Origin of the sequence: Candidatus Contubernalis alkalaceticus (assembly GCF_022558445.1) — a bacterium.
GTDB classification, from domain to species: domain Bacteria; phylum Bacillota; class Dethiobacteria; order SKNC01; family SKNC01; genus Contubernalis; species Contubernalis alkaliaceticus.
Genome location: NZ_CP054699.1, coordinates 3,288,192 through 3,312,688 on the forward strand (window position 1 = coordinate 3,288,192; position 24,497 = coordinate 3,312,688).

The 24,497-nt window shown below is 37.3% G+C and carries 25 protein-coding genes; 4 read left to right on the forward strand and 21 right to left on the reverse strand.

Features of this window, described 5'->3' with window-relative positions:
• Positions 1-29 precede the first annotated feature (29 nt).
• From HUE98_RS16190 to ltrA, 6 genes are all read right to left on the reverse strand, one after another.
• Entirely contained in the window at positions 30-860 is an 831-nt protein-coding gene (locus HUE98_RS16190) for a substrate-binding periplasmic protein (protein WP_241421628.1), read from the reverse strand.
• A 256-nt stretch (positions 861-1,116) separates the two neighbouring features.
• A complete protein-coding gene (locus HUE98_RS17825; protein ID WP_318036506.1) occupies positions 1,117-2,223 on the reverse strand; it encodes an amino acid ABC transporter ATP-binding protein in 1,107 nt (368 codons plus the stop codon).
• Complete coding sequence (locus HUE98_RS16200) at positions 2,220-2,900, reverse strand: ABC transporter permease subunit (protein ID WP_241421629.1); 681 nt, start codon at positions 2,898-2,900, stop codon at positions 2,220-2,222. Before HUE98_RS16200 ends, HUE98_RS17825 begins: the two co-directional genes overlap by 4 nt.
• A 947-nt stretch (positions 2,901-3,847) precedes the next feature.
• Complete coding sequence (locus tag HUE98_RS16205; protein ID WP_241421630.1) at positions 3,848-4,150, reverse strand: type II toxin-antitoxin system RelE/ParE family toxin; 303 nt, start codon at positions 4,148-4,150, stop codon at positions 3,848-3,850.
• On the reverse strand, positions 4,137-4,409 hold the full coding sequence (locus HUE98_RS16210) for a type II toxin-antitoxin system Phd/YefM family antitoxin (RefSeq protein WP_241421631.1): 273 nt from the start codon (positions 4,407-4,409) through the stop codon (positions 4,137-4,139). Before HUE98_RS16210 ends, HUE98_RS16205 begins: the two co-directional genes overlap by 14 nt.
• Before the next feature lie 596 nt (positions 4,410-5,005).
• Positions 5,006-6,262, reverse strand: coding sequence for a group II intron reverse transcriptase/maturase (gene ltrA, locus HUE98_RS16215; RefSeq protein ID WP_241421632.1), 1,257 nt, complete (start codon positions 6,260-6,262; stop codon positions 5,006-5,008).
• A gap of 432 nt (positions 6,263-6,694) precedes the next feature.
• Here ltrA and HUE98_RS16220 point away from each other — a divergent pair, with 432 nt between their 5' ends.
• Positions 6,695-6,847, forward strand: a complete 153-nt coding sequence (locus HUE98_RS16220; RefSeq protein ID WP_241421633.1) for a hypothetical protein — start codon at positions 6,695-6,697, stop codon at positions 6,845-6,847.
• 49 nt (positions 6,848-6,896) lie between these two features.
• On the opposite strand, the gene HUE98_RS16225 is transcribed toward HUE98_RS16220, so the two are convergent.
• From HUE98_RS16225 to HUE98_RS16270, 10 genes are all read right to left on the reverse strand, one after another.
• Complete coding sequence (locus HUE98_RS16225) at positions 6,897-7,913, reverse strand: type II TA system antitoxin MqsA family protein (RefSeq protein ID WP_241421634.1); 1,017 nt, start codon at positions 7,911-7,913, stop codon at positions 6,897-6,899.
• Positions 7,894-8,409 (reverse strand): hypothetical protein, encoded by a 516-nt coding sequence (locus HUE98_RS16230; RefSeq protein WP_241421635.1) that lies wholly within the window; start codon positions 8,407-8,409, stop codon positions 7,894-7,896. Before HUE98_RS16230 ends, HUE98_RS16225 begins: the two co-directional genes overlap by 20 nt.
• A 312-nt stretch (positions 8,410-8,721) precedes the next feature.
• On the reverse strand, positions 8,722-9,675 hold the full coding sequence (locus tag HUE98_RS16235; RefSeq protein ID WP_241421636.1) for an Rpn family recombination-promoting nuclease/putative transposase: 954 nt from the start codon (positions 9,673-9,675) through the stop codon (positions 8,722-8,724).
• A gap of 477 nt (positions 9,676-10,152) precedes the next feature.
• The gene (locus tag HUE98_RS16240) at positions 10,153-10,380 is read right to left on the reverse strand and encodes an addiction module protein (protein ID WP_241421637.1); all 228 of its coding nucleotides are present in this window, start codon (positions 10,378-10,380) and stop codon (positions 10,153-10,155) included.
• A gap of 204 nt (positions 10,381-10,584) precedes the next feature.
• Complete coding sequence (locus HUE98_RS16245) at positions 10,585-10,899, reverse strand: type II toxin-antitoxin system RelE/ParE family toxin (RefSeq protein WP_241421638.1); 315 nt, start codon at positions 10,897-10,899, stop codon at positions 10,585-10,587.
• Positions 10,884-11,066 carry a hypothetical protein gene (locus tag HUE98_RS16250; RefSeq protein ID WP_241421639.1) on the reverse strand — a complete coding sequence of 61 codons (183 nt, stop codon included), beginning with the start codon at positions 11,064-11,066 and terminating at the stop codon, positions 10,884-10,886. Before HUE98_RS16250 ends, HUE98_RS16245 begins: the two co-directional genes overlap by 16 nt.
• A 330-nt stretch (positions 11,067-11,396) precedes the next feature.
• Positions 11,397-12,272 (reverse strand): ImmA/IrrE family metallo-endopeptidase, encoded by an 876-nt coding sequence (locus HUE98_RS16255; RefSeq protein WP_241421640.1) that lies wholly within the window; start codon positions 12,270-12,272, stop codon positions 11,397-11,399.
• Positions 12,273-12,515: 243 nt separating this feature from the next.
• A protein-coding gene (locus HUE98_RS16260; protein ID WP_407080262.1) for an IS3 family transposase occupies positions 12,516-13,677 on the reverse strand; the annotation gives its coding sequence in 2 pieces (ribosomal slippage) (positions 12,516-13,404 and positions 13,403-13,677; 1,164 coding nt in all).
• A gap of 88 nt (positions 13,678-13,765) precedes the next feature.
• Positions 13,766-13,972: a HigA family addiction module antitoxin gene (locus HUE98_RS16265; RefSeq protein ID WP_241421641.1), complete on the reverse strand. Its 207-nt coding sequence runs from the start codon at positions 13,970-13,972 to the stop codon at positions 13,766-13,768.
• Positions 13,950-14,291: a hypothetical protein gene (locus HUE98_RS16270; RefSeq protein ID WP_241421642.1), complete on the reverse strand. Its 342-nt coding sequence runs from the start codon at positions 14,289-14,291 to the stop codon at positions 13,950-13,952. Before HUE98_RS16270 ends, HUE98_RS16265 begins: the two co-directional genes overlap by 23 nt.
• 350 nt (positions 14,292-14,641) lie before the next feature.
• Here HUE98_RS16270 and HUE98_RS16275 point away from each other — a divergent pair, with 350 nt between their 5' ends.
• The gene (locus HUE98_RS16275; protein ID WP_241421643.1) at positions 14,642-14,872 is read left to right on the forward strand and encodes a hypothetical protein; all 231 of its coding nucleotides are present in this window, start codon (positions 14,642-14,644) and stop codon (positions 14,870-14,872) included.
• A 2-nt stretch (positions 14,873-14,874) separates the two neighbouring features.
• Positions 14,875-15,177 (forward strand): hypothetical protein, encoded by a 303-nt coding sequence (locus HUE98_RS16280; RefSeq protein WP_241421644.1) that lies wholly within the window; start codon positions 14,875-14,877, stop codon positions 15,175-15,177.
• Between the two features lie 177 nt (positions 15,178-15,354).
• Here HUE98_RS16280 and HUE98_RS16285 read toward each other — a convergent pair whose 3' ends face one another.
• Positions 15,355-15,714, reverse strand: a complete 360-nt coding sequence (locus HUE98_RS16285; RefSeq protein ID WP_241421645.1) for a helix-turn-helix domain-containing protein — start codon at positions 15,712-15,714, stop codon at positions 15,355-15,357.
• A complete protein-coding gene (locus HUE98_RS16290; RefSeq protein ID WP_241421646.1) occupies positions 15,711-16,064 on the reverse strand; it encodes a type II toxin-antitoxin system RelE/ParE family toxin in 354 nt (117 codons plus the stop codon). The genes HUE98_RS16285 and HUE98_RS16290 overlap by 4 nt, the downstream gene beginning before the upstream one ends.
• A gap of 414 nt (positions 16,065-16,478) precedes the next feature.
• On the opposite strand from HUE98_RS16290, the gene HUE98_RS16295 reads away from it, so the two are divergent.
• Complete coding sequence (locus HUE98_RS16295) at positions 16,479-18,191, forward strand: IS1634 family transposase (protein ID WP_241420966.1); 1,713 nt, start codon at positions 16,479-16,481, stop codon at positions 18,189-18,191.
• Between the two features lie 880 nt (positions 18,192-19,071).
• On the opposite strand, the gene HUE98_RS16300 is transcribed toward HUE98_RS16295, so the two are convergent.
• The 3 genes from HUE98_RS16300 to HUE98_RS16310 all read right to left on the reverse strand — a co-directional run bounded on the left by HUE98_RS16300 (position 19,072) and on the right by HUE98_RS16310 (position 24,483).
• The gene (locus tag HUE98_RS16300; RefSeq protein WP_241421647.1) at positions 19,072-20,088 is read right to left on the reverse strand and encodes an NAD-dependent epimerase; all 1,017 of its coding nucleotides are present in this window, start codon (positions 20,086-20,088) and stop codon (positions 19,072-19,074) included.
• 353 nt (positions 20,089-20,441) lie between these two features.
• Positions 20,442-22,370 (reverse strand): MFS transporter, encoded by a 1,929-nt coding sequence (locus tag HUE98_RS16305; RefSeq protein ID WP_241421648.1) that lies wholly within the window; start codon positions 22,368-22,370, stop codon positions 20,442-20,444.
• Positions 22,360-24,483, reverse strand: coding sequence for a SpoIIE family protein phosphatase (locus HUE98_RS16310; protein WP_241421649.1), 2,124 nt, complete (start codon positions 24,481-24,483; stop codon positions 22,360-22,362). The genes HUE98_RS16305 and HUE98_RS16310 overlap by 11 nt, the downstream gene beginning before the upstream one ends.
• Between the last annotated feature and the right edge of the window lie 14 nt (positions 24,484-24,497).

The window sequence follows — 24,497 nt, forward strand, 5'->3', positions numbered from 1 at the left end:
GTAACTAAAAATGGGGTGATTATTTATATTTACTTCATTGTCACAATACAGAAGCTTTCATCTGTAAAGTATGGCTTTGTCATTAAATAGTTATCGCTAAATAAAGCTGCAATTTCCGGAGTATATACTTGGCAAAAAACCACATCTGTTTTTTTGCTCATAAGAGCAGAGTATTTCGCTTGTGCTTCAACTTGTACAAACTCAAAATTAATATTTAATATTTCCCCGATTTCCGTTAGTATTGCAACGTTATAACCTGCGGGTTCCCCATCTGCTCTTATATAGTCTAGTGGTACATAATCACCTGATATTCCAACATAAATAGTTTTAGCGTTTTCTATTTTTGGAATTTCTTTATTTGTAGGTTCATCGATTGTAGACAAATTTTTTATCCATTTATCTTCCAATGTCTTTAACGTACCATTTTCTTGCAACATCATAATAGCTCTATCCAAATCTTCTTTTAAGCTTTCATCTTCACTGCGAACTATCATTACAACTTGAGTTTCAAATATTTGTTCCAATTCTACTATTTTCAAATTATTATTTCTTTCCACATAATAATCTGCTATAAAGCCCATCTCTGGAGCCGCATCAATTTTTCCAGTTAGTATAGCCGTAATAATATCTGATCCTCTATTGAAATATAATATTTCTTTTGGCTTAACTCCAAGCATAAGTTCAACTAGCTCTTCATACTCTTCGGTTGATGCAGCCGATGAAAGTGCTCCCATAACCTTACCTTCTAAGTCTGATATACTGTTAATTTCCGCAGTATCTCTACCACTACATCCAATCAATGTTATTACCATTAAGGTTGTTACCATAATAATAAATAAAAATATTGATTTCTTTTTCAAAATTAATTCATCCTAAGATTAAATTTATAGTTCGTATTAATATATAAACCCCTTTTAGCTGTTGGACACTTTTTAAATAAACCACCTAAATCTTAAACCTATACAGTAAATTTTTTCGACCTGTGCAATAGGATTTCCGCCCGCCTACGGGCGGCTTCTTTTATTGTTTGAATCACATCTGATTTAGCCGCCCCCGCCGCAGACGGCATTAATTCAAAAGCTATTGCACAGCACGATTTTTTTTATCTGCATAAATCTATTTTCTTAGATAAAAACTTATTTTTATGTTATTTATACCATTTTTAAATACATGTTCAGATGTCTGTACTATTTTATTTACTAATATCATACCTATATCATCATCCTCAACACTTATATTTTCAAATGGATTAAAACTCTCCCCCCTATAATTTATCGAAATAGAAATCTTGTTGTTTTCCTCTGAATATGCTACTGCAATATCTATATCCGGCTGTGAGTTTTGATAGCAATGTTTGAATATTATCAAATATAGTTCTTCCAATAAAAGTTGGATGCGGTACACAACCTTTGCTGGCAAATTATATTTTTGACAAAAAATTTCTATTTGCGCGTTCATAGCTACCATATCAAAATCTTTAGAGTGTATTTCATAATTGAATATTTTTAGTTTTCTGACAAACGCCTTTGTTTTTTCTTTTTTAGGATTCTCCAAAATATCTTCAGGGGTTCCTTCTTCATAAATTCCCCCTTCATCCATATATAATATTCGATCAGCTATTTGTTTTGCAAAATCAATTTCGTGTGTTACCATTAACATAGTAATTTTCATTGTAGTAAGCATTTTTATAATAGACAGAACCTCACAGACCATAGTTGGGTCAAGTGCTGATGTCGGCTCATCAAACAATATAATTTCTGGTTCCATAGCTAAACACCTTATAATCGCAACTCTTTGTTGTTGCCCTCCTGATAGTTGGTTGGGATAGCTTTTCGCCTTTTCAATTAATCCAAATTTTGACAGGAGCTTCGTGGCTTTTTCTTCTGAAACTTTTCTGTCTTGTTTTTTCACCCATATTAAGGCCAAGGTAATATTGTCCAATACATTTAAATGAGAAAATAAGTTAAATGATTGATACACCATGCCCATCTTTTCACGAATTTTATTTAGATCTACTCCTTTTTGAGTTATATCTATGCCGTTTATCTTAATACTTCCTTCATCAGGCTTCTCAAGCATTGCAATAGTACGAAAAAAAACACTTTTTCCTGTGCCTGATGGCCCTATAACAGCAATACATTCCCCTTTTTCAACTTGTATATTTATATTTTCAAAAACCTTAATTTCACCAAATTTTTTGCATAAATTGCTAATTATAATCAAATAACCTCACCTTGCCTTTTTCCAATTGAAAATATACCATAAACAGAGTATGAAATCCCTAAATAAATCAAAAGACCAAAAAATAAAGCGAAAAAAGGCTCTCCTGTTCGTGCTCCTATATTATTAACCGTGCGTGTTAAATCTGTGATTGTCACATAACCTACAACTGATGTCCACTGAATTAAATTTATAATTGAATTTTGATAAACTGGCTTGGCAATTTTGCTAGCTTGTGGAAGAGTTATTACTAAAAACGCTTTTGTTTTAGAAAAACCCAACATGCGTGCAGCCTCCAATTGCTTTTTATCAACAGCTTCAAGTGCAGAACGCATAACTTCTGCAATATGTGCTCCACTATTTATGGCAAAAGCAATCACAGCAATAATAATAGCTTCAATTCTAATATTTGCAAACACAACGTAATAAAGAATCATTAAAAGAAGTAGTACCGGACTTCCACGAAATACCGCTATAATAATCTGTGTAATTATCTTAAATAACTTTATTTTCGACATTCTAATCCAACATAAAAAGCCTCCCAAAATAGTACCAAACAGCAACCCTAAACTTGATATTAAAATAGTTATCCAAAGTCCTTTTAGAACTACTATATAAGCATTTCCTGCTATTAAGTTTCTATAAATTAAATCTGATACTACTTCTATAAAACCACTCATCCAATACTCCTTTCCCATTATTATTACATGATAGACATATCACCTTGCAACCCCGCACAGAGGTTCTTTGACTGTGAAGTATTTTTGTATGTATTCAGTGAAGCAGGTCATCCGCCTTCGGCGGACGACTCCATCATGAGCCCGCCCACTGCAGGCGGTCGGTTCAATAAAATAGCGCCGTTATTTGCCCATGAATAGATTTTTGTGTTCACATAGATAACTTCAATAGATAGGAATTTGCTTAATACCTATTATTATAACTCATCTTTCGCACCCTGGGCCATAAAAATGTTTAATTTTCATTTCCCAACTTTTTGAAATAGTTCTCGTTAAGGGCCCCTTGGTTTAGTAAAAATGCCCATTTCAAATCCAATGATCATTTTAAGCACCCTGTCCAGCTCAAGATATCTGTCCGGCAGGATACGTTTTACAGAACTGCCTTCTTTGATGTAAATAATTTTAAATGACTCAAACAGCTGTAAAATCCTGTTCCCGGTGGGTTCAAAGCTTTCACGCCGCCTTTATACCGGATGCCGCCTGGGCAGTAAGCAGGCGGCCTCCCAGACTAGTCCCGGGTCAACGCTTAAAACCCGGTTTTGACATCGTCAGGTCATGTTTCGATACTTCTTCAGCGGTTCGCTCGCGCTCGTCTCCTTGTTCCGCACCTGACAGGTCTACCCCGCCTTTTCCTTAACGCTCACTACCAGGGCTCTTTACCCAAGCAGCTTAAGGTGGTTTAGAGCCTGCTCCTGCAAGCCGGCTCTGAGGGGCCTTCCCTCATCTCTTGTATAGCATCTCACTATTTTAATCTATTAAAATGTGCAGGGGCAAAGGCCAGAGTCTCCCGGGCATCTGAAATGTTTTATTTTGTTTTAATTTGAAAAGCGCGAAAAAATAGACGAACGAACTTACGAAACGCTGTACTAGCGCCTTAAAGTTATGGGGGCCTACAGTAACCACTCATACTGCATTTTACCATACAAAATTTGGCGTATTTGTACAGTATTATCTCTAACAATGAAAAAGACCATATAGTTGTTCACAATCAACATCCTATAACCCTTAAGACGAAGTTGAGAATCTCTTATCATGGGGCACCGTTCCGGCATTTGGCTCAAACTACCAATTTTCTCTATAATATAGTCATATTTCCTTACAGCAGCATCCGGCGAAAGGGTATTGATATAATCAACTATGTCCTTTAAATCTCTCTTTGCCGCAGGATAAATATTTATCTTATACTTTTCCATGAACACTATTCCTCAATTTTCTTGCAACTTCGAAAAAATCTTCACCCTCAGCACCATTTGCAATTTCTGCTTCTGCTTCTGCAAGCTTAGCATAAAGGTTAAGCATCTCCTGTTGACGTTCATAAACTTCCAAACTCATTACTACCATGTCCCCCACACCATTTTTTGTGATAAAAACTGGCTCACGGGTATTACGACAGTACTCGGATATTTCATTGGCTTTATTTCTAAGATCAGAAATAGGTCGTATAGTTGTCATTTTGCTCACACCCCAATCTCTCATAATCTATGCATTTATTATAGCATAATTTTGAGAGATTAAAAATGTTTTCATGTAATTTTTGTCTGTATCATCATTTATATATCTATTGGTCTTCTTGCTGGCACAGACGCACAAAAGAAGCATGATTTTTGTAACGATGATGAGATAACAGGTGGCGGCTTTACCAATAACTATTGAGAACTCTCGCAGAAACAGTAAAATATAAATGAATATCAATTGGAGAAAATCTGCTATTCCGTCCTTAATAGAATTGGATCAATGGAGGAAAACTATTGAACTACTTCCTATTGCTAGATATCTTAAAGAAAGAATTCAAGATTATTTCTTAAAACAAACTTTTTCAATCTATTTACCTGGAAGACCAGTGGTTATTAAAAAATGCCTGTAGACCTTCGCATAGTATTAATTACTATTGGTAAATCTGAACCGTATAAAGTATTCTATCGTAAAGTTATGGGGTCGAGTAGATGCGGGCCTCTCGAGCCTTAGGAGTGCCCTATGATTCAATTGGCCACGCACCCCTCACAGAACCGTGCTTGCGCTACTAACGCACACGGCTCTTCCTATCACCTTTATAGAATATAGCTAATGTGACACCGCAGGTTGTAAATGTCCACCCCAATTTTCGCTCTTGGTAGTGGATAGAGGTTACAGAACAGTTGAAACTTATCCCAGTTAAAACTCTTGCGGTGACTGCGCCTGTTCAACCATTTGAATACGAGCTTCTTTACTTTGTCATAGAACCTATCAACCATAGTGCCATTGTCAGTAATTGCATAGTAGTTGTAATATCCTTTTAGTTTGCGCCCCAATTTTCCAATTAGCTCCTCAGCCGGTAGGTGCCGGTTTGCCTTTAGCCAGTCGTTGACTCTGAGGAGGCTTGCTTTGTATTTCTTTCGACTAGTTCTACGTTTAACCCGAAACTTACCCTTTTGGCTCTTGCCGCAATAATGCGTGAAACCCAGAAAATCAAAGGTATCAGGTTTATTCCTGCCTCTTGCCTGGCAGAACTGTGCAGCGTATCTACCAAAGTTAATAATTTTAGTTTTATCTTCGGCAATTTCCAGTTTAAACTTGGCAAGTCTTACTATGAGTGCCTGATAAAACATTTTGGCTTCATGCTCGTGTTGGAAGCAGCAGACAAAATCATCAGCATATCGCACCATGTATACTTGTCCACGGCATTTCTTCCGTATAACCTTTTCAAACCATATATCTAGAACGTAGTGTAGATAAATATTACAGAGTACTGGAGAAGCTACTCCGCCCTGAGGTGCTCCAGCTGGCGTATCATATTTTATACCGGCTTCTATTACCCCGGATTTTAGCATACGGCTTATGAGCCTGAGTATATTAGGGTCAGTGATACGGTGCTGTAAGAATTCCATCAGCCATTGGTGGTCAACACGGTCAAAATATTCTTTTATGTCTGCATCTACTATATAATTGATTTGTTTCCTTTCGATGTAGTGATTAAGTATCTTTAGTGCATCGTGACAACCACGGTTGGGCCTAAATCCAAAGGAGCCGTCCAGGAAGTCTGCTTCGTATATGGCATTTAGTATCTTGGCAAGGGCCTTCTGAACAAGCTTGTCTTCATAGGCAGGTAAGCCCAGTGGACGTTTCTTGTTGGTCTCTGCCTTATCAATGTATACCCTCTTGACGGGTAACGGGCGATAGCTGTGGGTTTTAAGCCGGTTGACTAGGTCTTTAATATTTGCGTAAAGATTTGATTCGTATTCATCCTTAGTTACCTGGTCTACACCAGATGCTCTGTCACCACTTATACCTACCCCTGTGTGTAGTAAATGTGTCCCTTGAAAGAGCAATGATAGGTTACCGCCTTCCCTCCACGGGCATTACCCCGCTTCCTTGGTACTATGCAGTAATCCGAATTCCCGCTCGCCTTTTGGCTTTCTTACTTTTTATCGCTTGTCGGCCATACTCCCATTGTGCGTGGAAGAGCAGGCGGGACCTCCCGAGTTGCCGCATCATAACATTGTGTAACGTGCCAAGGGCTTCGACCCCGAGGAAGTCATGTTCGTCTAGCCTATAACGTCGAACATGATGTTGCTTTCTGTGCAGTCCAACACATCAGCCTTCCTATTTTGGGATTTCGGGGCTCAATCTCCATTCAGCTCTCTGGCTTTCGGCCCGCTACCTTGTTTGCCTACGCTTAAATGTAAATGTTACCATTTACACTCCAAGACTAACTACCAGTGGTCGGCTCAACCTTACTGGATGGGATTCGCACCCACTATATGACGCGCCATTTCTCGGACGCACGGACTGTCCCCGGGATGGAGATTCTGGAAGTTGCCAGTGGAAGTTGCCAGGGGCAAGGGCCGGAAGCTCCCGGTCAGATTCGGGATGTGGAAACCTACTTTTCAACCGGCGATTTTGGGAACTTTTAATCCGGCCTTGACAAATTTACGATATTTAAAAAATTCTTCTTAATCAGTATCAATCTATCGTAAGTTGTTCAGCAAAAGTAAATGGAATAATACAATAAATTTCGGTACATTTATAGGCTACTTCATTGTGCATCCTCTCAACAATTTCATCTGTATTATAATTCCCAAATTTTAATATAACATCATCTAGCACTTGAATTTCTGATTGCCTAAGTTCATTCAACTCAAGCCCTGGAGTTGGTTTGAACTTATAAGCAATATTTTCTCCATAATATACTGTATCAAAGCTCACACCGTTTAATAGAACGATTTGATCATACCCTTCTGGCACAGCACCATTAGGAAGCGCAATATAAGCTAGACCACTAATCGCCATTCCATTTCTTTTAAAATGTAGATTATCGGAGTACCATAGCATTTTCATAAGTTTTACTTTATGGAGGCTCTCAACTTTAGATGCTAAATAGTTGATCATCTCAACGACCTTATTTAAATTTAAGCATACCCGGCCAGTTATAATCTCATCTTCATAATCTGCATAGGTTGCTTGGATTGAATTGACCAGATATTGGTTTCGTTTTTTTTTAAATTGTTCACTTGCTTCATGCTTATATTTGCTATACGTCTTGCTTGATAACCTTTCCTTAGCCCTAGTTAACATTTCTAAGAACCATTTAGGGTCGGAATCAATCTTGCGAAGCACATCGTCATGAGCACGGTCCTGAACCTGATGATTTTCGTACCTGGTAATTGTTGCTCTTCCCCAGTCAAGTATTTCAGAAAAGTCTTTCTGACTTACTCCATACTTTTCTCTTATGTTGATAATATCGGCAGATGTCAATAAGCCTACCTTTTTTCGATAAGCATCTTTCATAGCCAGGCTATTTTTTTTAATCATTTCCTCTGTTTCAAGAAGTTCATCTGCATTAGCGCAATATTCATAGATAGAATTAAAAGATAGTTCTTCGCCTTTAAAAATCTCCTGTTCAACTATCTCTACAATATCTACTTCATGCTCTTCCATACAAATTAAACATAACTTCTTTTCACTTTTTATTGTCTTCATTCTTATTCACCTCACTTTTCCTGTAGGGAAAGTCAGTTTCAATAAAGTCTCTATCTGAAAAATGAAAAGACATTACAAAAATATAACTGCCTCCACTAGCATGTTCTATACTTACTAGTTCTACCCTTATTTTGATATAAACATCTTCATTTGAGTATTGTCTTCCAAAGGCCCGCATCTCAGACCTCTTATGAAATCTAGTATCTTTTACTGTTTCAATGTATTCTTCTACAGTCAAAAAAGCCAGCTCTCTTTTCAATACTTCCACTTCGTCTTCATCCGGAAAGAGCTGTGCCATAGTATATCTGTTTGTGTATTTCCTATTTCGATATTCATCGACTTGCCTGTTTTTCTGAAAATTGATAGTTACGTAACTACTCTTTAATGCATATTTCAAGTTTTCAAGATAGGACTGTACTTCAAACTTTGATTCTATCCTTTTCTTTTCATTCCCCCTCTCACAATTATAACACTCCTTACTATCCTTGGTCAACATTTTTGGTATCATTTGATGCCATATTTTCAAACAAAAGCTAAGTATCTTTCATCTGTCAATTTTTTCACTCTACTGTCACTAATAAGTTGTTCTACGATATACCTTTTACCGGACTGATTAAAACCCTCTTGAAAAGTTCTCAAGAGGGTTACTTAATAAAAATACTTTAGCGCTTTAAAGTTATGGGAAACTGTCCCCAGGAGGGAGATTCTGGAAGCTTGCCGGGGGCAAGGGCCGGAATCTCCCGGGCATCTCAACAAAAAAATGTCTATTTTCATAGACATTTTTTTAATTACAGGAAACCTTCACAAGTTATCTAAGCTTTTCTATTACTTCCTTAGAGAGCCCAGTATATTTTGTTATTTTTTCAATGTTTTCACCTTCAGAAAGCATCTGTTTTGCTACTTTTTGCATTCCTTTTTCTATTCCTTGTTCTATTCCTTGTTTTTCAGCTTCTTGCCAGGATTTTTTTAAGACCCTTTCTACATTGGAAATCATTTCTTCCACCTCCTCAGGTCGAGTCTTTCCCAGAATAACGGTAATTTCATCTTTCTTTTCTGAGGATACACCACCACGAGTTAAAATATTCTCTGCCCAAGCAGTAAATAATCTATATTCTTCAGCTTCCATTTTCTTTATAGTTACCAGTAATTTTTTCAAGCGCTCAATAACTTCTTCTAGATCTTTAGCCTGATCTAGTAAAAATACTGCTCCCATCAGGCTGGAAAGTTCAAGCAATTCTTCTTGGTCATAGGATGAAACACTAATTAGATTATAGCGAAAATCCAACACGTGCTCTACAAAAAGTTCAAAACTGTCCAGTGTTTCCTTGAAGTTAAGTGGAACATTCCATGTTTCTTGACCGTTGTAAAGAACTATTGGAACTATAACAGGCAATCGAAAACCCTTACGCTCCGCTTCTTTTTGAGAAATATTTTTAAATATATCCCGCCAAATTTCTGTCATATATAGCAGTAATCGGTAAGGTATAAGGAAATCTACTGTAGACTGCAGCTCCATGAGCACGTAAAATATAACATCTTTTTCTTTTAGTCTGGCACGGTAGATTAAGTCTGCTTCTTTGTTCTGGAAATCCTGCAGTATAAAGGATTTATCAATCCTTACCAGATTAGTTTCGTCAACCTGTTCAGCCCAACCTGTTTTAATAAAACTTCTGATAAGCTGTATAAAAGCTTTTTTGCTAGACAGCAGATATTTATAGCCAGTATCGTGGGGCATGTGTATCTGTTCTCGATCACTTGGCATGAATAAATACTCTCCTATAATTTCTTTATCTTATTATACCACGGTAACTCTCTGTAAAAAAGTAGTTTAAAAGTAAATATATAATAAGTAATTTTTTTAAATTATGGCAACCATTATAAACAGAAAAAACAAATGTGTCAAACCAATAGGTAATGGTAGCTTACATAAAATAATTACCGGACTGATTTTTTATTAAATTAACCTCTTGAAGAATTCAAGAGGTTAATTTAATAAAAAATACTTTAGTGCTTTAAAGTTGTGGGGGACTGTCCCCTTTTGGGAAATTCTGGAAGCTTGTCTGGAAGAATCTCCGGGCATCATTTGAAAATTTAACCCCTGCTTCTGGAAAATGCATTATACGATTAATCGTTGAATGAATTTCTTTCGCAAATTCAAGGCCAAGTCCTGAACTACATTGTTCATAATAATTAATAGCTGCAAGAAATTCTTCCTTCGCTTTGGGATGGAAAAAATACTTCATTTGTTGAACGTTTCCTGTATTTCTTTAAAAACCTCATCACCTGGTATGATATTGACTTTTCCAGATTTGATTTCATTAACTCTTTTTTCAGCTTCCTTAATCCATAATACATCTATATCTTTTTGTTGTGATGGGTGTATACTATCAAGAATTTTTTCAACTAACGATATTTTTAAATCAATCGGTAAAGATTCAATAATCGAAAATAACTCAGTTGTTTTCACTTTTTCACCTCACCTGCTTGATAATTTATTTAAAAAGTTTATATACTTATTTTACCACAGCAGGCACTCAAAAAAAACTACTGCCTTATTTGTCTTATTTCTTTTAAGTTATCGTAATTACATAAGATAAATTACCGGACCTATTGAAAAGCCCTCTTGAAAAGTTCTCAAGAGGGCTGCTTTTTGCAAAAATACTTTAGTGCTTTAAATTTCTGGGGAACTGACTCCAAGAGACCCTTTATATTCGCGAGCCCCATGAACAATTGTTACAATATTGATATAGTTTTCATCAATTTTATAAATAAGACGATATCGATGTATAAAAATCTCTCGAATAGATGGATCCTGTAATTCAGGAACAACTCTCCCCCTTCGTGGGAAATCGATCAGAGTCTTAGCTTTATTTTTTACTTCGTTGTAAAAAGCTAAAGCATAATTAGGGGAATCTTGATGAATATAATCAATAATATATTCTAAATCCTTAATCGCATTATTTGACCATATTACTGTTTGAGCCATTTATCAAATTTTTTCTCCATTTCTTCATTTGTAATACTGTTTCCATTTTTTATATCTTCAAGACCTTTCAGAATTTTTGATTTAACATATAAGGTATACTGTATGTCTTCTATTGAACAATCGTCAGGCAAATTATCAATAATTTGTTTAATTTCATCTTTGAGCATAAAACAATCACCACCTAATTAATTTATATAATTATATCATATTTCTCTAGCCTTGCATTATTATTTTATTTTCCTTTTCTTTTTTTACTGCATATAGAATATAACATTCACTTGTCCCCATAGTTATTATATATTACTGGGATTTGCCCTCCTACATATCAAATATCCCCTGAAGAATTCTACAAAACATTGGCTTTTCTAATTTACCTAAACCTATTTTACCAGACTGATTTCTGTAAAAATACTTTAGCGCTTTAAAGTTGTGGGGGACTGTCCCCGGGAGGGAGATTCTGGGAATTGCCGGAGGCAAGAGCCGGAATCTTCCGGACACTAGTTTATTATTTCAAAAGATGGTCTTAAGTCACTATAAAATTCATATTTAAGCAGCCCCTCATGAAGTAATCTCCCAACAAGTATACAAGGAGCTATTCCTATTTCATGAGCGTAATCTATTATTTGCTCTTTATTAGTGTAATCGTATTCTTTTTTAAACCTTTCATATTGTTCATTGGAAATCAAGTAATCGCTAGCCTTCTTATCAGCTTCATCTTCCTTCCAATGGTTTTCATAACTAACACGTGACTCTTTTTTAGAATGATTAATTAAATGGGCCAGTTCATGGAAAAAAGTAAACCAAAAAATATCTGCTCGTTTTCCCCTAACGCTTAATGCTAAAATAACCTTATTCCTTCTCCAAACTGTAGCCCCACACACATACGACTTTGGAAGAGACTTGACAAGGACTAGTGCGACACCACAATCAGCACAAAGCTTTTGCATTTCTGGATAGAAATCTTCCGGTTCTTTCATTGTTAACTCTCTAAACCTAGGAATAAAGCTTTTAAGCTTTTTTTGATCAAATTTTTCTACCTCTACTAATGTTCCCTCCAATACAGCTTTTCTAAGCCAAGCTGCTACAGCTATATCCGAGATATCTTTAATAGGCTTTTGTTTTCGGAACATAGCATTAACTGATTTATCAACTGCTTTTAAGCTGGCCACACCAAAAAACTCTCTTGAGTTTTTTACCCGAAAATTACGGTTTTGAGTACTTTCTACCCATCTAAAATCACTCATCTGTTTGTAGGGTATTTTCTTAAGTATTTCCAGGTCAGCCTTAAACTCTTCATCTTTTTTCAATCTTGCTTTATGCAGTTGATAATTTGTTTCTAAATTCATCCAAAAATGAGCTTTGGGCCCCAACACTGTATGATGGACCCCAATGTCAAGACACGATTTTTAACTTTTTAAGCGACACGGGGACCTCCTTTCTTGTTTAGTCTTTAGGTCTTTAAATCTTTTAAAATATAAAAGTCTTTTTGTAAGTAGCAGAGGCTGTGGATATGTGGGCAACACGCAGTGTTGTCCAAGCAGGTGTGGAGCTTGTGGATAACCCCTGCTTTTTGGGTTATCCATAAATCCACGCCTGCGGCATATCCACGGCCCAGGTTACGCAATCTGTTTCTGCTGCCAATAAGAATGGGCATAGTAGATATCTGCGGGTTTGCACTTATTCAGAGATTGATGCCCTCGCTCATAATTGTAGTAGCGGATAAAATCATCGATTCCCTGGCGGAGAGCTTTTGGTGTTTCATATTGCTTAATGTAGATATCTTCCCATTTAATAGTTCTAAAAAACCTTTCTGTAATCGCGTTATCGAGAGCCCTGCCTTTACCGTCCATACTTATCTTGATGCCGTGTTGTTTTAATGTATCGACATAGGTGGAGCTGGTGAATTGACTGCCCTGATCTGAATTAAGAATGATCGGCGCTCCGTGGTTGTTAACTGCTTTATTGACAGCTTTGATTACAAATTCTTTATTCATGGTTTGAGATAATTCATGTCCCACAATTTTCCGTGAATACCAGTCAATGATTATGACAAGATACATCCATCGGCCCTGCATAGCACAGTATGTAATGTCTATTCCCCAAACATGATTGGGGTGAGCCGGCGTAACGCTCCGCAGCAGGTAAGGGTAAACATATTGTGCCCTGTTGCGTTTGCTCAGATTGGGGCCGGGGCAAATGACTTTTATGCCCATATCCCTCATATAGCGTTGGATGCGTTTGCGGTTTACCTTAAAGCCCAGTTTCATGTCATTGATGTCATCCCTGATGCGCCTGGTTCCTTTAAATGGATGTTTTGTGTGAATTCTGTCGATCAGGTGCTTAATCTTAACTTCCAGTTCCGACGGTTCTTTCACTTTACGATACAGCCCTGTGCGGTTTAAGCTGAGAAGCTCAGCTTGTTCCTTAATGTTAGGGTCTGAATTATCCCAGTCTACCATTGCTGCCCGGTCCCTGACGGGGTATAATTCCTTTAGATTTTTTTTTCAGCCATTCCAACTGCGTAGTTAGACGGCCAACTTGAGAGTATAGGTTTTCAATTTCTTCTTCCTGCTGTTGTTTCTCTTTAGCAGCAGCTTTAGCGTTCTTAGAGGCGGCAAAAACTCTATCCGGATTTTCCAGCAATTCCTTCTTCCAGCGGTGGATCACGCTGGGATGGATATCATAATCTGAAGCAATATCAGTAACAAGGCGTTCTTCTTTAAGGGCCTCAAGGACTATTTTTAATTTTTCTTCTGGTGAATATTGGTTCTTTGGCATTGGGATATGCTCCTTTCCGGTTTGTCGTAATACTTCAACATCGGTGTCGCTTTTCCTCTGCCAAATCGTGTCTCATTTCCTGGGTCCATTATACTGTTTCCAGCTTTAAAGCTGTATCATAGGTAATAGGATCATGACCATTAACTATGTTGCTTAAATGTTTTGGTGTTATTTCAAGCCTCATTGCGAGTTCTTTCTGATTCATCCCCAAGTATTTCATGTTCTCTTTAATAGTTTCCCCAGGAGGAATCGCAACCGTAGGAAGAAATTGATTACCTTCTTTTTTGTTTACCATGGTAATCTGTCACCTCCTCAATCCTAACAATGTGAATGCTTTGTAGTTCATTTACTTTTACATCACCCTCGGTTATAGGAGTAAATACTAATCTATACGGGTGAACTAAATCTACAGAATATTCATTAGCTCTAGTACCTTCTAATTCGTGCAACCTTGCTGATAGAATATACTTAATATCAAGCAAACTGGTTGCCGCAATAAGTTCTCCAACTCTTTGAGTCAATAAAACCCCCATTCTCAGCCCATAATCTTTTTGTGCTCTTCTGGGGTCTTCACATTGTTTTTTGATTTTGTTATTTTTAAATCTCACTTCCATTATATATTACCATTCCCCATGTGTCAATTTTTAATAACCCAATAGGTTAATTTTTTTCAATATTGCTCAATATTTTTGCAAAAAAAATAGTTTAATTTAATCGTATACGAGAATGGATTTTTTTTCAAGAAAGTTTTCAATACTACAACCATACTACTTAGATTTACAGCAAACTGATTCTGCTAAGCTAAAAAGCCCCGTAGTTTATCCTCAAGAACTTGTCTATCAAAAATGTTGTAACTAATTTAACTAAGACCCGGGCTGGAATCTCTGAGCACCTAAACACTATATTTTAATATAAATAATGTGTATAATAAAAATAAGACTTTAATACACTGAGGTGATTTACAATGAAGCCTGTAAAAATTAATAGTCAAGAAATATTAGAGGCTATAAATTCAGGGAACGGCTACATTCAAGTAGACGGACGTGAGTTTTTACTATTAGAAGTCGAGAAAATAGATGATGCTAGCATATACGAAGTAACAGATCTAGAAGAAGAGAAACAATTATTGCAAGCTTTAAACAAAAACAACCCTATCCTATCTGATAAAGAAATAGACTCTATGTTAGGAAAGTAATAATGATTGTTAAATGGAGAAAATCTGCAATTAAGTCCTTAATACAGTTGGATGAATGGAGAAAAACCATTGATTTGTTGCCGATAGCAAGGTATCTCAAAGAGAGAATTAATGAATATTTTGTCAAGCAAAATTTCTCAGTCTATCTCCCCGGAAGAACAGTTGTTATTAAAAAAATACCTGTAGACCTTCGAATGGTGTTAATATCTGTCAGTAAGTCTGAGCCATATAAGGTGTTTTTTAGAGTTACTAATGGAGATGTCCAAATTTTTTTGATTCGGCACCCTCGCCAGAAGCAGTTATGATATTTTAACCTGTATTTCTGTAGTACATGTTTAATTACTGTTTTTTTTGTAGTTATATTTACATAATTTCTTTTACCGGATTTATGGAAAAAACCTCTTGAAAAAGTTCTCAAGAGGTTTTTTTTTGCGAAATACTTTAGTGCTTTAAAGTTGTGGGGGACTGACCCTTTGGGATTTCTACAGAGGGCTCCTGGAAGACTTTCTGCTGTGTGGGGTACGGGTTCCACTTCTTTCAATAATTTTATATTTCACTGGTATATTAGGGTCTTGCTTTAGCATACTTAGCATCCGCCTTGCTGGACCATCAGGCATATTTCTTCCAGCTTCCCATGCCTCAACTGTTTTAGGAGATACTCCAAGAAACCTGGCAAAAACAACTTGGGTCATTTGAGTACTATTTCGAATAGTTTTAATTTCTGCCTTGTCAAACTTTAATAAAGGCTCTACTCTTACTTTTGCAGTTCTAGCGCTAACCGCACCTTTTTCATAATCAATTGCCTCTTTTAAACCTTTAGTTATACTTTTATAAACACTCATCGGTTCAACCTCCCTTGCTTCAAGGTTTTTTCAAGTAGGGCTATTAATTTTTTGATGTCGTTACGTTCGGCCTCGGATAAATTATCCTTTTGACTTTTAGGATATGCAGTAATTAAGTATACTTTCTCAAAAATAACAAAATCAACATATAGTACTCTTATACTGCTACTTTTACCTTTGCCTTCTAAGGCAAACCTCATTTTTCGAAGTCGACCAGTCCCTCTAATAACTTCACCCGATTTAGGGTTTGACAATATCTCAAGCTGAAGACTTTTTAACTCCTCATCATTTAAGCCCATCTTTGCCCACATCTTGTCAAACTCTGGCATCATAATAAATTCTCGAATCAATTTATCATCTTCCTCAATTATCATATCTACTTGTTATCTAAATTATACCCTATTGAATAGGGTATTTCAACTCAAATTTTATTCGTGTGCATCTATCTATCAGGCATAGAAAAAGCCCCGGAGACTATATCCCCAAGGCTTGCCTATCAAGTATGCTGCGTTTCCTAAGAGTCGAAGCGATTTAGCTTAGGCATATGCTACAGCATCTGGTGCTCCTGATATTTTTCTATACCTTGACACCTTACATAATATACTACTTCCATAGTGACGGGTCTTTGACAGTTGAATAATGAACACATGTCTTAAAAGCCTTGAAAATAGGGCTTTTTTTATTGCAAATTTGTCAATTTTTCACCTATTTCTATTGAGTATTATTGAGTATTATGTTATAATATAAGGGATTGGGGGGTTAATATGAGATTGTCTATTTCGAAATCAAAAAATTCCACATCTCTTTACGTAATTAAATCAACTTATGAGAATGGTGTACATTCATCAAAGATTGTTGAAAAACTTGGAACAGTTAATGATTTGAGTAAAAAGTTAAACGGCCAGGATCCCATTGAATGGGCAAAGAAATACATAGCAGAGCTGAATCAAAAAGAGAAGGAAGAAAAGCTTGATGTGTTGGTAAAGTACTCACCTTCCAAGGTCATTACGAAAGATGAACAGCGCTCTTTTAACGGTGGTTATCTTTTTCTTCAACAAATATACTATCAACTTGGCCTTCACAAAATATGTAAAGAAATGTTAGGAAAATACAAGGTTACATATGACCTAAACTCCATACTCTCCAGATTGATTTACGGAAGAATAATCTTCCCTTCATCTAAGCTCGCCACTTACCAACTTTCCTCAAGATTTATAGAACAACCTAACTTTGAACTTCAACATATATACAGAGCTCTTGAAGTTATTGCTAAGGAAACGGATTTTTTACAATCATCCTTGTACAACAACAGTTTAAAAGTTTCTAAGAGAAATACTGGTGTACTTTATTATGATTGCACCAATTATTTTTTTGAAATTGAACAGGCAGATGGCGATAAGCAATACGGTCCATCAAAAGAGCATAGACCAAACCCAATCATTCAAATGGGCCTATTTATGGATGGAGACGGTATCCCTCTTGCATTTAGCATCAACAAAGGAAATACAAATGAACAATTAACACTAAAACCCTTAGAAAAGAAAATTCTATCTGATTTTAATCTTTCTAAATTTATCGTATGTACCGATGCCGGTCTAGCGTCCAAAAATAACAGAAAATTTAACGACAGGGAAGAACGAGCATTTATTACAACTCAATCAATTAAGAAATTAAAAGCACATCTAAAAAAATGGGCACTTGATCCAAACGAATGGCACCTCTCTAACGATGTAAAAACCTATGACATCTCTAAACTAGATGATGAGAAAGCTAAAAATAAAATGTTTTACAAAGAACGTTGGATTAAAGAAAATGACCTTGAACAAAAAATCATTGTGACGTACTCTATCAAGTATAGAGATTATCAAAGAAAAATCCGTAATTCACAGATAGAACGTGCACAAAAAACAATAGATTCAAATCCTACAAAAATAAAAAAATGTAATCAGAATGATTGCAGAAGATTTATTAAAAAAACTAATTTTACTCCTGATGGAGAAATTGCTGAAAAAGAAATATACAGTATTGATACAGAGGTTATCGCTAAAGAAGAAGCCTTTGATGGGTTTTATGCTGTATGTACAAACCTTGAGGATGATGCTTCTGAAATAATTAAAGTAAACAATAGACGATGGGAGATTGAAGAATGTTTTAGAATTATGAAAAGTGAATTTAAAGCCAGACCTGTTTATTTAAGCCGTGATGACAGAATAGAAGCACATTTTACAACTTGCTTTATATCCTTAATTATTTACAGATTATTGGAAAAAAAGCTTGGTGAGAAATATACCTGCAGTGAAATAATTAGAGGATTAAAGGATATGAACTTTCATGAAATAAAGGGGGAGGGTTACACTCCAACATATACGAGAACTGACTTTACTGATGATTTACATGAGGCATTTGATTTCCGTACAGACTACCAGATTATAAAAACAAAACAAATGAAAAAAATTTTTAAAGCGACAAAAAAATAAAAACATTACTCACTTTTTTGAATACAAAAAAAGCTTGATAATCCTTGTAAATCAGGGATCATCAAGCTTTTTGCTTGTAACAACTGTCAAAGACGAGAAATTATACCCTATTGAATAGGGTATTTCAACTCAAATTTTATTCGTGTGCATCTATCTATCAGGCATAGAAAAAGCCCCGGAGACTATATCCCCAAGGCTTGCCTATCAAGTATGCTGCGTTTCCTAAGAGTCGAAGCGATTTAGCTTAGGCATATGCTACAGCATCTGGTGCTCCTGATATTTTTCTATACCTTGACACCTTACATAATATACTACTTCCATAGTGACATTCAATGACATTTAGTGACAACCTTTCATCTATCAATTTGCTCCAATTATTATTATTTGTATCAGACTGCCTTATGGAAACACAAAACACTTTAGCGCTTTAAAGGGGTGGGGGACTGACCCCGGGAGGGAGATTCTGGAAATTGCCGAAGGCAAAGGCCGGAATCTCCCGGGCATAAGTTCCATCTCTCAGCTGCCTTCAGCCACCGGTTTTGGATAGATTAATTTGCTAATTTACACTATACACCTCCCCGCTTCTTCTGGCTGGACTCTGTGGCTGGCTGGTGTGATAGGTAGAAAATTAATGCCATTTAAAAGTGCCATGGTCTCCGCTTTACTGTTGCAAAGATTATCCGTAACCTTACTGTGCCGCAGACATGACACTTTTTACTCTAGCGCTTTAAAGTTATGGGGCCTACAGTAACCACTCATACTGCATTTTACCATACAAAATTCGGCGTATTTGTAATTCGCTTTGCTTAGAGGAAGGGGTCTTGTCGCTTAAATGATAAACATAAATTAGAAACGTATTATAAATTCTGTAATTCCCTGACTACTTATCTTTATAATATTCCCTATACCAGTCCACGAACTTCCCAAGTCCTTCTTCGATACCGGTATCAGGCTTAAAATCAATATCTTTTTCTAAGTCAGATACATCAGCACAGGTTCTTAAAACATCCCCCGGCTGCATATCCATATAATTCTTATCAGCTTCTTTACCGATTTTTTCTTCCAGTACAGAAATAAACTTCATTAATTGAACCGGTTGGTTATTCCCAATATTATAAATCTTATAGGGTGCAAAACTGCAGCTTATATCATCTTTAGTTTCATCCCACTCTTTGTTTGCCCTAGGGGCTAATGGTATCAACTTATAAACCCCGTGAGTAACATCATCTATATATGTAAAATCCCTTTCCATTTTACCATAATTAAAGACCTTGATGGGATTACCTTCAATGATATCTTTAGTAAATGAAAAGTAAGCCATGTCAGGTCTTCCCCATGGTCCATAAACCGTAAAAAACCTAAGCCCTGTTGTGGGAATGTTATACAGATGACTATAGGTATGGGCCATCAGTTCACTGGACTTCTTGGTGGCAGCATAAAGGCTCACCGGATGATCCACGTTATGGTTTGTGGAAAATGGTGCTACTTTATTCCTACCGTAGACAGAACTGGAAGATGCATAAAGTAAATGTTTCACCGGATAATGACGGCAAGCTTCAAGGATATTCATAAAGCCAATGAGGTTTGAATCCACATAAGCATAAGGATTTTCGATTGAATATCGCACCCCTGCCTGGGCTGCTAAGTTAATAACATAGTCTGGTTTGTGATTAGAGAAAATACTATCTAGAGATGGCTTGTCCTTTAGGTCGGTTTTATGGAATATGAAGTTATTGTATTTTTGCAGTAAAGTAAGGCGATCTTCTTTAAGCTGCGGGGAATAATATGTATTTAAATTATCCACACCTGTTACCTGATAACCCTCATCTAATAACAAGATAGACAGGTGAAATCCTATAAAACCGGCAGCACCGGTGAGGAGTATTTTTTCATTCATTTTGATTCCTCGATTCCTTTTATCTTTTTAGTTTGATATTTCACTTATCCATATCCTTATCCTACATATATCATCACTTTTCTGCCCCTGAACCTTCAGATTTGGTCCAGGGTTATAATGCTTACTGGATTAAGGCCATTACTAGCTAGATGTCTCAAACCGGTATTTGCGTTTTTCAGGGATAATTCTACTGGCTTCTGGCATCCCCACATCTACAAAAGACAAATTTACTGAACTGAATTCTGTTAAATTAATCCTCTTGAAAAATTCTTCAAGAGGATTAATTTAACAGAAAACACTTTAGCGCTTTAAAGTTGTGGGGGACTTTCCACGGGAGGGGTTTTAGTCTTTTCTCAAGAACAACTAATGTCAGTATGCCCTAGGCTATTATTTTGGCTATCGTTTCGTTGTATTGCGGCATAGAATAAAGCCAAGATTAAAAAGATAATTCCCATGATCAGTACACCATGGAAGCTCCCAACCATGAAAGTTAAGCCAAAAGCTATAGGTCCCAGCATTTCAGCCTGCTTCTTAATAAAACTAACTAAAGAAAGTGCCTTACTTTCCCCCATTTTTTTAACGTGTTCAAGATTTAAAAAATAATTATTCTGGGCTACAAACCCAAAGCTGTCCGCCAAACCAAAGAACAACACCACCAGCATTGCAGAAACAAAGCCGCCCGTCAAACCAAAATAGATCAACGCTAAAGAAAAAGTTATATTATAAACAATATTCCATATGAATAGGTTGGGGTATAAGTTTAGCAGCCTGACAATAAAAGGTCCAACGTAAACCATAATCAACCCATATATTAGTCGTGCGCGCCCAATATCCGAGGTGGTTTTGCCAATATCTGTGAAATAGATGGGCAGATAATAGTTCAGAAACGAGCCAATGATACATGAAGGCACAATCAATAGCAAGACAAATAATACCGCTTGAAGTACCTGGCGAGAAGTATCCTTTTGCTTGCTTATCTCCTGGGAAAGGGGCTTATTCACCACCGGCCTTTGATAAGTGGCATTTTCAAGTCTCAAGACGGCCGCGGCGCTAACCAGTGTAAGCGCTGAGGCAGTTAGTAGTACGGGCCCATACCCGATGATGTCCGCTAAAACAGAGCCGAGTGCTGCTCCACAGATAATCCCCGCATAAATCCCAGAATTCAACAAGGCAAAGCAGTTGTTTTTTTCATTGTCGGCAGCTGTAAAGAGGGCAAAGTTACGCAGGGTCATCCAGCAAAAACCATAGCCCAGCCCCACTACTGCCCGGGAGAGAATGAAAAGGGCGATATTGGCAGCAAACGCGCTGAGCAGCGTGCCCAACGCCACGATGCATAATCCCCCGACATAGGAAATCTTCCAGCCTTTTTTTTCAATCACCATCGACGTGCCGAAGATTGCCACGCAGGTTAGTAAAAACTCCGCAGATTGTGGGATGCCTGCCAGCATGTTCCCGGAAATACCGAAAAATTCCCCCCCCAGGTCGCGGGCAATGATAGCAATGAAAGTTACTGCCAGGCTAGAAGCGAAAAAAAATAAAAAGGCTAGCTGCCTTACGTACCCGACCATTTTAGGACTTTTTTCAACCATTACCTGCCCTTGCTGGGAAAATTTGTCTTCCGTGAAATTAATCATAAAAATAACCAGTTCAATGGACAGGATAATGGAAGCCACCAGGACAGTCAGCAAATCCAGAAGAATTTTCAAGATAATACTATTTTGATGCTCCATAGAAATATCCATAACTACGGTAAACTCACCATCGGGAAAGCGGTAAGATTTCAATGGGTCAACAGTTATCTTTTGCCCAATTTGTTCTTTTATAGTGGAATTTAAGATTATATTCGTGCGATTGATAATATGAATGGCGCTTATTTCATCGTAAACGTCTGCCTCAGCCATTTGAAGGCCATCCGACAATATGTCTGATTTCATGGCTGCATAGATTTCTTTGGACATATGTAAGGAATTATTCTCAAATTCAAGCTGCTTAAATGAATAGGTGGCAAAAGCAAGAGTTACCTGCATAATGAAAATAACCGCTGTAACCATCAGCAAAATCTGGCTTTTTTGCAGACTCCCATCTTTGTTAAAGATTTCACCAAAAAAAATGAATAACAGCAGCACCGCAACTGCAAAAACGCCTAGAATTAGCAGGACATCCGTAAGTGACCCCTGCATATGCTGGGGTTGGCCTTTATTGGTGATCCACAAAAACAACATGATTATTAAGATAATCCCTGATGTTAGCAGGGCCAGCCACTTTCTTTTCTTAGCTTCCATGATATTCCCTGCCTTTGGTGATTTTTAGGGCCAACATGGTGATGTCGTCTGCTTGCTCTGCCCCATGGGCAAATTGATCAATTTCCTGCTTAATATTTATTAATAGGTCGTTCAAATCGCAATCCTTGTATCGATTGATATCCTTAAGCAGTTTTTGGTTGGAAAAAAGCTCATTGGCACAATTAGCCGCTTCGGTTACACCATCTGTATACATGTACAACACATCATCCGGCTCCAAGATAATCGTCTGCTGCTGGTAATCAATATCCTCTAATCCTGCCAGCACGAAACCAGGTTTGGTTGACAACCAATGGAAGTCGCCGCCGGCTTTTTTAAGCAGGGGAGGATTATGTCCGGCATTAACATAGGTAAATTGGCCTGAACTGATTTGGAGAATACCCATAAATGCGGTAACAAACATGGCAGCGTCGTTATTTTCGCAAAGCAAATTATTTACCGCAGCAAAAACATCCTGGGGGTTTTTTCCGTACAGGGCATTGTTCTTAATCAAGGTTTTGGTAATAACCATGAATAAGGCAGCCGGAACTCCTTTTCCAGAAACATCGGCAATCACTACCGCCAGATGGTCATCATCCACAAGAAAGAAATCATAGAAGTCGCCCCCCACCTCTTTGGCCGGAAGCATGGTTGCATAGATTTCGAACTCCTCTCTATCAGGAAAGGCAGGAAAGATGCAAGGCAACATGCTCGCTTGAATCTTCGTAGCCACATCAAGTTCGGCACCAATTCGCTCCTTTTCGGCTGTTATCCGGGAAATATTGGCTATATACGTTTTTAAATCTATGGTCATATTGTTAAATGCCTTAGCTAGATCCGCTATTTCATCTTTGCCTCCATCATCAATCTGGGTGTCCAGATCACCCTCACCGATTTGTGTTACCTTGTCCAGTAATAATTTAATCGGTTTGGTAATCGTTTTTGATACAAGGTAGGAAAATACCAGGATAAGCATTGCTGAAATGGCCAGGATGATAACCAGACGGATCAATACAGTTTCCAGGGTACTGTTTATATAAGACTGGGCCTCGGCCGTATAAGCATCAATGTAATTTTTAGTTTCCACTGCTGGACTAATGATTTCGTCAACATCCACAACAATAGCAAGAGACCAAGCTGTTGTCGGAAGCTTCGAATAGGCAATGTAACTAAGCTTGTCGTCGATATGGGCGGTGGTTAGTCCCTCTTGATTGCCTAAAATCGTTTCAAGCGCTGTCAGGTAGTCTCCCTGGGCAGTTTCAAGCGGTGTTTTGTCAAGGTTATTTTCATATTGGGGATGGGCAATAATATTACCCTTATTATCAAGCAAAAAGGCATAGCCTGTTTTGCCGATTTTCATCGAAATAATATCCTCCTGCATGCTTTTAAGGGTGATATCCGTGGCCAAAACTCCCTGTGGTTTGTTTTTTTCATTGTTAAAAGTGATAGCATTGGTCACACAAATCGAACCAAATGCATCCACATAGGTATCCACCCAAATCGGTTTACCGCTGCTTTTTATTGCCTCCTTGTACCAGTCCCGATCTCTTGGGTCATAATCGGGATTGAAGGCGTTGGATTTTGAATAACGGTAGGAAATGCCGGTGTTAGTACCCAGATAAATATTATTTAAAATGTTATTATTCTTAAATACGGGGGCGAACATATACTCTGCATTACTAAGTAGGGATAGTTCCTGTTCAATATTGGGGGTATGGGTCACACCCGGGGGCAGCATGTATTTTGAACTGGCTACGCCCATTACTGTATCCTGAACCTTAGGAAGCTGTTTCCCTATGAAGTTGTCTTTATTATCATAAAGAGCGGTTAAATACTCGGCCATGGCAGTAACCTCTTTTTGTACATTGAAAAGCACTGCATCTGATTTTAAGGCTTGCTCCCGGGCAATTTTTACAATATACTCCTCAGCCTGTGTTTTTAGAGCATCCTTAGACCTTTCGGAAGAATTAATACTGAGCTGGGTATTGGCATCGATTGAGTACCTGGTTAAATTCAGCATTTCCGTGTAGGATACGACGGAGATGAAAAATAAAGAAAATAGCGATACCAGTAAAATAATAGCCAGTATTTTCGTCCCGATTTTAAGGTTCCGCATGACTCCATTACCTC

Excerpts from the sequence above, each read along its gene's own strand:
- HUE98_RS16200 (WP_241421629.1), bottom strand. The coding sequence starts at position 2,900 with ATGAGTGGTTTTATAGAAGTAGTATCAGATTTAATTTATAGAAACTTA.
- HUE98_RS16205 (WP_241421630.1), bottom strand. The coding sequence starts at position 4,150 with ATGGAAAAGTATAAGATAAATATTTATCCTGCGGCAAAGAGAGATTTA.
- HUE98_RS16210 (WP_241421631.1), bottom strand. The coding sequence starts at position 4,409 with ATGACAACTATACGACCTATTTCTGATCTTAGAAATAAAGCCAATGAA.
- HUE98_RS16220 (WP_241421633.1), top strand. The coding sequence starts at position 6,695 with ATGACGCGCCATTTCTCGGACGCACGGACTGTCCCCGGGATGGAGATT.
- HUE98_RS16225 (WP_241421634.1), bottom strand. The coding sequence starts at position 7,913 with ATGAAGACAATAAAAAGTGAAAAGAAGTTATGTTTAATTTGTATGGAA.
- HUE98_RS16230 (WP_241421635.1), bottom strand. The coding sequence starts at position 8,409 with ATGTTGACCAAGGATAGTAAGGAGTGTTATAATTGTGAGAGGGGGAAT.
- HUE98_RS16235 (WP_241421636.1), bottom strand. The coding sequence starts at position 9,675 with ATGCCAAGTGATCGAGAACAGATACACATGCCCCACGATACTGGCTAT.
- HUE98_RS16245 (WP_241421638.1), bottom strand. The coding sequence starts at position 10,899 with ATGGCTCAAACAGTAATATGGTCAAATAATGCGATTAAGGATTTAGAA.
- HUE98_RS16250 (WP_241421639.1), bottom strand. The coding sequence starts at position 11,066 with ATGCTCAAAGATGAAATTAAACAAATTATTGATAATTTGCCTGACGAT.
- HUE98_RS16265 (WP_241421641.1), bottom strand. The coding sequence starts at position 13,972 with ATGGTAAACAAAAAAGAAGGTAATCAATTTCTTCCTACGGTTGCGATT.
- HUE98_RS16270 (WP_241421642.1), bottom strand. The coding sequence starts at position 14,291 with ATGGAAGTGAGATTTAAAAATAACAAAATCAAAAAACAATGTGAAGAC.
- HUE98_RS16275 (WP_241421643.1), top strand. The coding sequence starts at position 14,642 with ATGAAGCCTGTAAAAATTAATAGTCAAGAAATATTAGAGGCTATAAAT.
- HUE98_RS16280 (WP_241421644.1), top strand. The coding sequence starts at position 14,875 with ATGATTGTTAAATGGAGAAAATCTGCAATTAAGTCCTTAATACAGTTG.
- HUE98_RS16285 (WP_241421645.1), bottom strand. The coding sequence starts at position 15,714 with ATGAGTGTTTATAAAAGTATAACTAAAGGTTTAAAAGAGGCAATTGAT.
- HUE98_RS16295 (WP_241420966.1), top strand. The coding sequence starts at position 16,479 with ATGAGATTGTCTATTTCGAAATCAAAAAATTCCACATCTCTTTACGTA.
- HUE98_RS16300 (WP_241421647.1), bottom strand. The coding sequence starts at position 20,088 with ATGAATGAAAAAATACTCCTCACCGGTGCTGCCGGTTTTATAGGATTT.
- HUE98_RS16305 (WP_241421648.1), bottom strand. The coding sequence starts at position 22,370 with ATGGAAGCTAAGAAAAGAAAGTGGCTGGCCCTGCTAACATCAGGGATT.
- HUE98_RS16310 (WP_241421649.1), bottom strand. The coding sequence starts at position 24,483 with ATGCGGAACCTTAAAATCGGGACGAAAATACTGGCTATTATTTTACTG.